6 protein-coding genes are annotated in these 6,780 nt (G+C 46.5%); 1 reads left to right on the forward strand and 5 read right to left on the reverse strand.

What is annotated here, in order from left to right; all coding sequences use genetic code 11:
* Positions 1–102 precede the first annotated feature (102 nt).
* Entirely contained in the window at positions 103–2,781 is a 2,679-nt protein-coding gene (locus B5F71_RS18020) for a TonB-dependent receptor (RefSeq protein ID WP_164488595.1), read from the reverse strand.
* Positions 2,782–2,981: 200 nt separating this feature from the next.
* Entirely contained in the window at positions 2,982–3,353 is a 372-nt protein-coding gene (locus B5F71_RS18025; protein WP_087213101.1) for a helix-turn-helix domain-containing protein, read from the reverse strand.
* A gap of 287 nt (positions 3,354–3,640) precedes the next feature.
* Between B5F71_RS18025 and B5F71_RS18030 the strand changes: the two genes are divergently transcribed.
* Positions 3,641–4,201, forward strand: coding sequence for a hypothetical protein (locus B5F71_RS18030; RefSeq protein ID WP_343285811.1), 561 nt, complete (start codon positions 3,641–3,643; stop codon positions 4,199–4,201).
* A gap of 60 nt (positions 4,202–4,261) precedes the next feature.
* Here the strand turns inward: B5F71_RS18030 and B5F71_RS18035 are convergent, their stop codons facing one another.
* The 3 genes from B5F71_RS18035 to B5F71_RS20500 all read right to left on the reverse strand — a co-directional run.
* The gene (locus tag B5F71_RS18035) at positions 4,262–5,470 is read right to left on the reverse strand and encodes a S41 family peptidase (protein WP_158098145.1); all 1,209 of its coding nucleotides are present in this window, start codon (positions 5,468–5,470) and stop codon (positions 4,262–4,264) included.
* Positions 5,471–5,500: 30 nt separating this feature from the next.
* On the reverse strand, positions 5,501–6,220 hold the full coding sequence (locus B5F71_RS18040; protein WP_225226284.1) for a porin family protein: 720 nt from the start codon (positions 6,218–6,220) through the stop codon (positions 5,501–5,503).
* 370 nt (positions 6,221–6,590) lie between these two features.
* The coding region (locus tag B5F71_RS20500; RefSeq protein ID WP_158098146.1) for a hypothetical protein at positions 6,591–6,780 on the reverse strand (190 nt) is incomplete at its 5' end.

Here is a 6,780-nt window from a genome sequence, read left to right on the forward strand (position 1 = left end):
CGAAGAACAGGAGCGAAAAGGACCAAAAAATCGCCCAAAGCACACACGAAAACGGATACATCAAGCCAAGAAAAACTTTTTGGAGAAATTCAAAACAGCTTCTTAGAACGTGCATGCCACCCCAAGGCTGAAATCGATTCCTCTGCGGTACTTGCTTAACACCACCTCTTCATTCGTTGCATTTCCTTTACGTGTCAGCTGGTGAACGGAGTTCAACAAGTTTTGCGCTTTCAGGCTGATGGTAAAGTGCTCGCCAATCTTAGCCGAAGATACAAAGTCAAGCGTCGGAATCCCGTTTTCTACAATGTCCTGGTATCCTTGTGTACCGATGGTGTACAGACGGTCGCTGAAATAATTGAACACCAATGCATTGGTAAACGAGTTGCTTCCTTTACGCACCAAGTAAGTCAGGTCGGCATTGACAAGCCAGGGAGCCGCGCCTTCCAACTGGGAACCGGTCGGGTCAGTAGCCAAAGGCACTTTCGCACAAGTGTAAGTATAAGCACCGTTCACACCGAAACTCAGCTTCTGCAACCCTCCGTCTTGCATCGGATGAGAAAACAAGTCTTTCCGTATCTCTATTTCCGCACCGGCTACAGTAGCATGGTCGGCTATGTTTTCATACGAAAGGAATCCGCCGGCACTGGCAATCTCGATACGTGAAATCGGATTTTTGATGTATTTATAGAATCCGGTCACCGAAATCAGTTCGCCGGACGAAAGATACCAGTCCCATTTCAAATCCACATTATAGTTATCCGACGGTTGCAAATCAGGATTACCCTGACTATTGAATGTAACGTTTACATAACGGAACGGAGATATTTCCTTTGCCTGAGGCAAGGTATAAGTCTTGCTGGCTGCAAACCGGAGCGAATGCTTGTCATTGAAATTATAACGCAAGTTGATGCTGGGCAGCACATAGTCTTTGTTGATGGACTGGCTTCCCTGCGTTCCGCCACGGTTCACATTATAATCTACATCCATATTCACTTTATCATACTTCACACCCACGTTGGCAATGAACCCTTCGGTAAACTGGTAGGTAGCCTCTGCGTATGCCGAATGGATTTTCTTATCCACGGTGTACTCGTCTACGTTCTTGTCGAGGACAAAGTAGTTATTATCCAGATTCTCTTGCGTATAATAATTATCAAACTGTACATTGTCGATATCAAACACCTCTTGGCGCACTACCGACATATCATACTCGGTAGCTGTAAAATTATCGTCCACAATGCGTCCGGCATAGCCCAACTGGATGTTGGATTCCTGTGAAAAGTTATCGGGAAGTTTATAAGTAAAACCTGCACGGATATTCAGGTCGTCTTCATTCAGTTCCGAGAAATAACGTTGCTGGATACCTGTACCTTTCATCGGCACATAACCCCGGTCGGTCTTTACCAGATTATTGATGCGCCGGTCAGGCTCCAGGCCTTTGATAATGTTATAAGCGGCACCTACATTAAAGTCGAGCTTATCCGCCAACGCCCATTTGGTATCAAGTTGGTTGACGAAAAGCAAGTTGTCATTGGTCTGCTGGCGGCGCATGAAACCTTCGTAGGTATCCGAAGACTGGTAATCGGCATCCATACCCAAGTAGTCGCCCACCGATTCGCGCGAAGCGTGCAACATGATGAAATTGTATGTCAATTCATGCTTGTTATTATGCAGATAGTTCAGATTTGCCATCACGACTTGCGAAGTCTCCACATTCGACTTCTTTCCGAGCATATCCTGCGAAAGCTCACCCGTGGTAATCGAATTGCGCACTTCTTCTTCATAATAAGAATAATCGCGGTTATGACTGGCAATCAGATAGAACGAAAGCGGATTGTCGTGAATATCAAATTTCTTTCCTCCCGAAATGCTATAACTCTGGTTCACCAGCCCGCTTTTCTTCGAAGGGTCCAAACGGTTCTGGAAGTTGTATACAGAAAGATCATCGCCCGGCTGCTTGCTATTGGCAAAACCAAAGGCATTCACTCCGTCCATTTTCAAAAAGTCGGACGAAAGCGATTGCGTATTGAAGCCGCCCGAAACGCTGGCGTTCACTTCACCATAGCCCGTCAGCTCTTTCGAGGAAATGTTGATGTTGGCTCCCGCCACATCGGCGTATGTATTGCCATAAAAAGCTTTATTGACATCTACCGACTGGATGATGTCAGTAGAAAAGAAGTCAAGCGCGATGTTCTTGTATTCCGGATCTTCCGAAGGAATCGGATAACGGTTCAATGTGGTCAGATTATACCGGTCTCCCAATCCACGTACAAATACGTTCTTTACACCGTCTTGTTTCGAGATACCTGATATCTTTGTAACGGCTCCTTCGGCATCCCCTACCCCTTTACGGGATAATTCCTGAGCACCCACCGACTGGATAGCCACAACCGATTTCTTTTGTTCCAGCAACGTAACGTTCTCCGACTCACGGTTTGCCTTTGCCACTACAACCACGTCCGACAACACTTGAGTGTCAGGCTCCAGTTCAAAATCCAGCGTAGTCACCTGGTTGTTCTCTACCTTCACCTGGCGTTTCACCGTGGTCTTGTAGCCTACATACTTAATTTCAATGTCATAGATACCGTCTTCCACACCTGTAAGCTGGAAGTTCCCGTCCATATCGGTTACAGCACCGATATTGCTTCCCATAATCCGGATAGTAGCACCAATAAGAGGCTCCTTGGATTGGTGGTCCTTGATGCTCCCTTTTACGTTTACATTCACCTCAACTGCAAATACACTGGCGGCAAACATCGGTAAGAATGCAGCCGTCATCATCCATCGTTTAACTCTTTCCATTACCTTCTTTTTACTAAACTTTTACCGAGTGCAAAGAAAGAGCTTCCCTTTTACAGGTGTACGACAATCGGATAACTTTCCGTTTACAAGTCCGTTGCAATAAGATTACAATATTGAAGAAGTTGTATGCCCCTGCATACCGAACAAGGCCGAATGCCGGAAACGGACATGTAAGCGTTTTACTTCTTTACTCTTTTCCTGTCTTCGATAATGGCATCCTTGTTCTCCAACGCCCAACTTATCAGCGCATTGATGTGCGGAAGCAACGAATGGGTACGCGGTGTCAGGGCATACTCCACCCTCGGAGGCACTTCCGGATAGACGGTACGGGTAATATAGCCGTCCTCCTCCAATGTCCGCAAGGTTACGGTCAGCATCTTCTGCGATATGTCCGGGATTTCGCGCTGCAACTCCTTGAAGCGCATGACTTCCTTACCCGCCTTGTTCAGCGTATATATAACCAGAAGCGACCATTTGTCACAGAGCCTTGCCAAGATGTTCCGTATCGGGCAATCCGGAAACATCATATCTTCTATCATTGTCCTATCCATATTATACTGCTTTTCAATTCACTCTACAAAAGTAATCAAACTCCTTTTATGTAGCAAGCTTTTATCGGATGGGCGGCAATCAGCCCTTATCCTCCACATTATTTATTATAAAAGACAAGACAATTTCATTGAACCGATAACTGAAAACCTTCATGCACTTAGCTATATTCTATATTCCACCAGCCGGAATATACGTTCCACGGGCTGGAATGTACGTTCCATGGGCTGGAATATACATTCCACGCCGTGGAACGTAGAATGAAACTAACTGTATACAAGAAACAAGCTTGTTGAAAACACATAGCGAGTGCCCGCAATCTGCCAAAATGCCCCAATTTACGAAAGGGGAAATCTATGGCGGCATGATGAAAGGATTCGCGCAGGCTTTCGGCGATGCCCTGACCGACATGCCTACAGGCAAGGCTTCGGAAGTGGCATTCGGCACTACGCAGACTTGGGCAGGAGTTCCGTTCGAGTTCCGTCACGGAGCGACATCCGATTTTCCGGGCGCAAGCATCCTGATAGGAGGCAAGGCATATTATACGCACTGGACTCCGGCAAAGGCACACGTAAGCCATTTGCAGGTTTCTTCTCCGGCTGCCATTGATGCGGAAATAGCAGAAGCGAAAAAGTCACTGGCACCGGGAGCGGAACTGTTCATCGGCGGACACGGAGGTGCGGCAAAGCGCGATGCGGTAAAGTTCAAAATCGCCTATCTGAAAAAGATGAAAGAGGTGCTCGGCAATAACCAGACGGCACAAGCCTTTACGGACGACATGAAGAAAGCTTTCCCCGGGCTGCCGGGAGAAGCCGGACTGGAAGAATTGAGTAAGGCACTCTACAAATAATAAATGTAATGCTTGAGGGTGTATCAAAATAGAAATGATATTTTGATACACCCTCAATAATCATTTTCCCGTATGGATATACTCCACGGCACGTTCCAACTGGGTGTCAATGCCTTGAAGCAAATTAACCCCATCGAAAGGCGCTTCAATGGTGGGAGGTATGCCGACACCCTCGTGGTTGACACCGTCAAGGTCCTTCATCATGGTCATGGTGGTATATACCTCCAGGATGTCGTTTATATTGAAATAGCCACCATAAAACTGATCAAATGCGATGTTGTCAGCCGCAATGGTACCTATTCCCCCATGGGTCCGTTCGCCAATGAAGCAACCCTTAGGCAAGCCCAGCACGGCTAGGGTGGTCATCTCGGCCATGCTGATAGAATTCATGTCTGCCATCACTACTATAGGCACATCCAAATCACGGCTCCGCTCCGTTGGTTTCAACACTTCCGGAGTCCACGGCGTGTAATCCAACCGTCCGGGACCATTTTTCTGACGAGTATAAAACAACATTTTCTCCTCATCCACGAACTTACCCAACACTATCGGCAAATCCGACAGATTACCTCCGCCATTGTGGCGTACATCGATGATGACCCCCTCGACCGTCGGATAGTTGTCCAACAGGTCGTGATAGTTCGCGACTATCTGATCAACGATATCACCTGTTCCGACATGTTCGGTCAACATGAACGACGACAAACGGAAATAGACGATATCCTCGTCCAAGATGCCACTGGCATAAAGCGCATTGCCTGATTCTGGAGCCAACACCAAGTGTGCGTCAGAAAATCTGCCTGCATCGTGCAAGCCTAACAACATATTTGCATAATCCTCCAGCGTCTGTTCATCAAAAGGATGATAATTAGGGCGCTGCTCTTTCCGTCCCTCTGCCGGACGATAAAGGACTGTATCCGAAGGAAGAGTTAGTGTCAATCCGAAATGCCCGTCAATCAATCCGGAAGACAACTCTTCCAACATTCCGAAAGCTTCCTCATTCGTTGCCTTATCGCTGAAACCTTTGTCCGCCAACGCATCAAATTGGGGCTTGTATTCGTCATACACGGCATCCCAGTCCGTCGGGTCGATGTCCCAAAACACGTAGTTATAGTTCATGCCCGACCAATAGGCATCGAACAACTGCGACCAATTATAAATATTTATATCAGTCCGCGGATTCTGCATATCGGGCATTTCGTCACGACAGGCGGCCAATACACACACGGCCATCAACACTCCGGCCATCAAACGTATCCTTGCTTTCATTTTATTCATCTTTTTATCATAATCGGTTCATTAATCACCCAAGGTAAACAGTACGCCTACTTGGAAAAGGAAAGTGTTCAGGTATCGCGGCACGCGATCCTTCATATAGTCTTTCTGCATATCGCTCAGGCTATGGTGGTAACGGCATTCGGCTACGACTGCCCATACGGGAGTGAAGCGATACTCCAGACCGACTCCCACCAAGGCACCTCCCTCAAAACGGTTGTCACGCCGGGAGTCGAATGCATATTTCTCATCATAGGTATACAAAATAGTATTGTCACTCACGTCAGAAGGATTTTCTACACCTTCAGGCTCAGAAAACATAGCAAATGTCGTCCCCTCGCGCCGGCTGGAGAGCCAGCCGCCTGCATAAAAACCCGCATCGAGGAAACCGCGCAACCGTTTGCCACCAAAGGAGAAACGGGCAAATACGGGCACGGACAAGTAATGATTGGTCATGTCCTCGTGCAACGGCTCGAAAAATCCCGAACGACGCATCCCGTAGTTCTTCTGTACATAGGACACCTCAGCCTGCACAGCCAACCAATCATTGAAAGCATACTGCACGGGTAAACCCGCCGTGAAACCACCCAAAGCCACATAACGCCGGTCATAAAAGTAACCGGACTCCGTGGTCAGCGAATTGTGCGTATAACCGGCTTGAAAACCGACACGCCACTGCGCCGCAACAGGTAACACCCCAACCACGGCAAACAGAAGTAAAAATAAGAATCTGTTTTGTCTCATAGATTTACATAAAATTTATCACAACCATTAAAAGCATTATTGCATGCAGGCTCAAACCACCTTCCCATACGGAAACAAGTTCTCTACCAGTACGCACAAAATAATGCAAACACCGCCCCACACCTATATATAATAATGCATAGGCTAGTCTTTTGCTGACTGCGTAAAGATAAGCTAACTTCTTGAAACAAATCATAAATATACCGGACAAGAAGGTTCATTTTGTCAGTCATATAGTCCATTTTGTCCTAAACAACTGATTTACACTCACATGCAAAAAGCTTTTCCCGTAAAGGAAAATCCATATCTTCACCTAAAAGCATCTACAGAATGCATACGAACAGAAATATAGGTCTGCCCTACAAGCAATTTAGTAAAGCCACAGATATTCGCTCATTTTTTTCAAAAAAATATTCGCAGATAACTTAGAAGCTGTTTTGAATTTCTCCAGAAAGTTTTTCTTGTCTTGATGTATCCGTTTTCGTGTGTGCTTTGGGCGATTTTTTGGTCCTTTTCGCTCCTGTTCTTCGTCAGATAGCCCGCTATCTTCCTCATCACAG

The sequence above is a fragment of the Bacteroides sp. An269 genome (genome assembly GCF_002159755.1).
Lineage (GTDB): Bacteria > Bacteroidota > Bacteroidia > Bacteroidales > Bacteroidaceae > Phocaeicola > Phocaeicola intestinalis.